2 protein-coding genes are annotated in these 3,282 nt (G+C 47.9%); both read right to left on the bottom strand.

Translation table 11 applies throughout. From position 1 onward, the window contains the following. Positions 1 to 495: 495 nt before the first annotated feature. On the bottom strand, positions 496 to 2,058 hold the full coding sequence (locus ACQKE4_RS20390; RefSeq protein WP_305948041.1) for an ATP-binding protein: 1,563 nt from the start codon (positions 2,056 to 2,058) through the stop codon (positions 496 to 498). Between the two features lie 598 nt (positions 2,059 to 2,656). Further along, positions 2,657 to 3,163: a hypothetical protein gene (locus tag ACQKE4_RS20395; RefSeq protein ID WP_427390063.1), complete on the bottom strand. Its 507-nt coding sequence runs from the start codon at positions 3,161 to 3,163 to the stop codon at positions 2,657 to 2,659. Positions 3,164 to 3,282 lie beyond the last annotated feature (119 nt).

Consider the following 3,282-nt stretch of genomic DNA (forward strand, 5'->3'; position numbering starts at 1 on the left):
CTTTCTCATGGGGGTAACCTCGTGTGGGCAAATGTGAGGTTACTGTAGGGCGAATGTCAGCCGGGCGGCAGGACGTCTTAGAATGAACGCTTACGCTAATTTTGGCGTGTCCATGCCTGAGCGCAGCGACACTTTGCGTTATTTCATGGGTAGAAAATACTATGGGCGTAGAGTCAATCAAGGTAAAGCCGTGGTGATAGAGTAATTTAGGTGTGCGGGCGTGACAGGCATGATCACCCAGAATAGCCTGAGACTGATATATACCAACGATGACGACGTGCTTCGAGATTACGCTCAGGCAATGCGTTTTTATCGCTCGATGTCCGAATAGAGCAGTGCAGATGCCTGCTATACATTGTCCCGGTGCAGGTACAGGAAACGAAGCATTAAGAGACAAGCTTAAGATGCGTCTATTGACGTTTTGTTAACAGGCTGGCCCTTGTGCCCAGTTTTTTCGTCGAGCTTAAGTAGTGGACGATGATAAGCAGCAGCGTACTACAGCGTCTCCACGTCAAACGCTACGATTTGCCGTTGAGCGCTGGAAAACTCTACGCCTACTAAGTGAATAGGCTTGCCGCTAGCACGATACTTGTCGGCATAGCCCTTGGTTTTGATCTGCTCAATCGCTTTGCCTTTAGGCAGTTGTTCAACCACCTTGAACTCAAACAGGTAAACATGCCCGTTAAAGTCGATGCTCATATCCACTTTGCCGTGGTGGCTGGCGTCTTCCACCGTCACATTCACACCCAGCGCGGCGAAGTGGCTGTAAAACACGCTGGCGTAATGGCCTTCGTATTGGGCAATGGGGTTGTTGCGGTACCAGTCGTGTGGCAAACCGGCATAAAGCGCTTTGAGGTGGGTTTCCAGGCCTTGGAGGTCGTGCGCTTGCAAGTTACGGAACAGCGTAAGCCGCTCCCGAGGGGGGGCTTGCACACCCAGCACAGGTAAAAGCGCTTGGTTAAGGCTGGTTTCCACCTCAAGGTTGGGGTAGCCCAAGGTGTAGAGCCAATAACCGGTCATCGGCTCCTCGACAGCATGCGCGGTCAGGTAGCCCGTTTGGAACAAGAGCGCTTCGGTGGCGATATGGTCGACATCAAAGCGGCCTAACAATTCGGCTTCTGTTTGCAGTTGGCTCAAGGCAGGAGTGAACACACCGCGTTTTTTTAGCAGTTCGACTAAAAACGTAGGGGTCGCGCTTTCAAACCAGTAAGGGGTGAATTTCCGCTCTTCTAACAATAGCAATACATCAAACGGGTTATAAACGCTGGGCACGTCTTGCCCGCCCCAGCGATAGCCGTTGTACCAGCGGCGAATCTCGTCACGCTCAAGCCCAGGCAGTTCAGGCGCAAACACCGTATCCACATCGTGGTCGGTATAGCCACAGATAGCGGCATAGTCAGATGAGAGTGTGATGTCGCGCAGATTGTTCAGCCCTGAAAACAGGCTGACTTTGCTGAACTTGGAAACGCCGGTCAGTAGTACAAAGTGCAGGTGGGGGTCGGCATCTTTCAGCACGCTATAGAGGTTTTTCAGACCTTCGCGCAGTTCGCGCGCCTTATCGCTATCGAGAATATTATCAAGGATGGGTTTATCGTACTCGTCGATCAGCACTACTACGCGTTGATCGTGAACACGATGCGCTTGCTCAATCAAGCTAGCAAAGTCGTCCGCAATACGCTTAGGAGGCGTCGACGTAATCTGCAGACGTGCACGCTGCTGCTGCAACTGATATCGAATGTTCGCATCTAGGTCCTCTCTGTCAGCCGCCACTCCATTGCCAAAGCTTAAACGCACCACCGGGTATCGCTGCTGCCAGTCCCACTTGTCGTGAATATATAACCCGTCAAATAGCGCTTCGCGGCCCTCAAATAGGCAGCCCAGAGTATCTAGCAGCAGGCTTTTGCCAAAGCGGCGCGGGCGGGAGAGAAAGTAGTATTTGTTTTGGTTCGCCAGCTTTTCAATGAACGGCGTTTTGTCGACGTAGTAATAGCCGCCTTCTCGGATATCCGAAAAAGTTTGAATGCCTATAGGCAGCTTACGACGATGAGCAGCTGGCATGCTGGCCTCCAATGCTGAACCGATGAAACACAGGACAGTTTAGCACGGTGGCGATAAGGGCAGGTGGCGCGTATGGAGCTGTGTTTTTGGCAGAGGTACTGCTGGCGTTCTACGCGTAGCTGAATCAATTAAAGGAGTCCGTAGTGCGCGGTGACCAGAGGTCAAATTTGGTAGAAAACAGGACACAGAAAAGTCACGGTGTGTGCCATCGTTTTGACAATGAAGGGCACAGAATGGCGTTAATGGGTGTGACGGAGAAGATTTGAAATGCATTGGAATGTTAGTTAACTTGTTGTTTTAAATATTTTTTATTGGTTTTTTGACGGTGGGGAAGGGTGATGCTTGTGCGGCTTAAACCGGCCTCCGAAGCCGAGGGTCGCAGGTTCAAATCCTGCCGGGCGCGCCAAATTGTAAAAAAGGGGCCTGCGAGAAATCGCAGGCCCCTTTTTTTGTTTTTTGTGTCCTCTGTCATTACTCGAATATAACCGGAAAATGAATGCCTTTTTGTAATGCTTAATGTATTTCAAGGAGAAACGATAAGCGCATACTGTACTTTGCATTTAAAAGAGTATATCTATACGATATTATATCAATTTCGCTAATTGATTTTTCTCGGTTTATTATCTAACCAAGTGTAGTAATAATCTAGACCTAAGTAAATTGATTGTGTGGCATCTGAAATTGGCTCAAGATAGTGGGTGCTATGAGTATTAGCATGTGTGCTGTAAGGCTCTCCTAAGTTTTGCCATGTTCTTTCCAGAGAATCATTAAATAACTCAGTCCCTGTTAATAAAATAACCCAGTGTCTGGGACGATAGTTGACTGGTTCTCGAGCCCAAGATACAAACTCTATGAGGCGTTGTTTTTCTTCTTTAGAAAATGAGTCTTTTAAAACACTAATTACTATTACTGAGTCAGGGATGACGCTTGCAGTTTTTTTTAATTTATCAAGATCATTCCCCTTGATTATATCTTCTCCAAAAGATTTGGCTTCTCCAATAATTAACCTTGGTTCACCATTAATGTTAAATCCTCTTTCTTCGGGTATCCATATGGCAAAATCAATTTCTGTTTTTTGCTTTTCGTATACTAAGTGAATCCGCATAAGTTATGGCGTATAAAAACCGAAGCTTATAACAAGGGAGATGCACCATGTCTCGTCGCTTGCGCTTCATTTCTTTGACGCCCGACCAGCAACCTATCGTTAATGACGCCTACCAGCAT

It is taken from the genome of Halomonas sp. NPDC076908, from assembly GCF_050269715.1.
Taxonomy (GTDB): Bacteria; Pseudomonadota; Gammaproteobacteria; order Pseudomonadales; family Halomonadaceae; genus Vreelandella.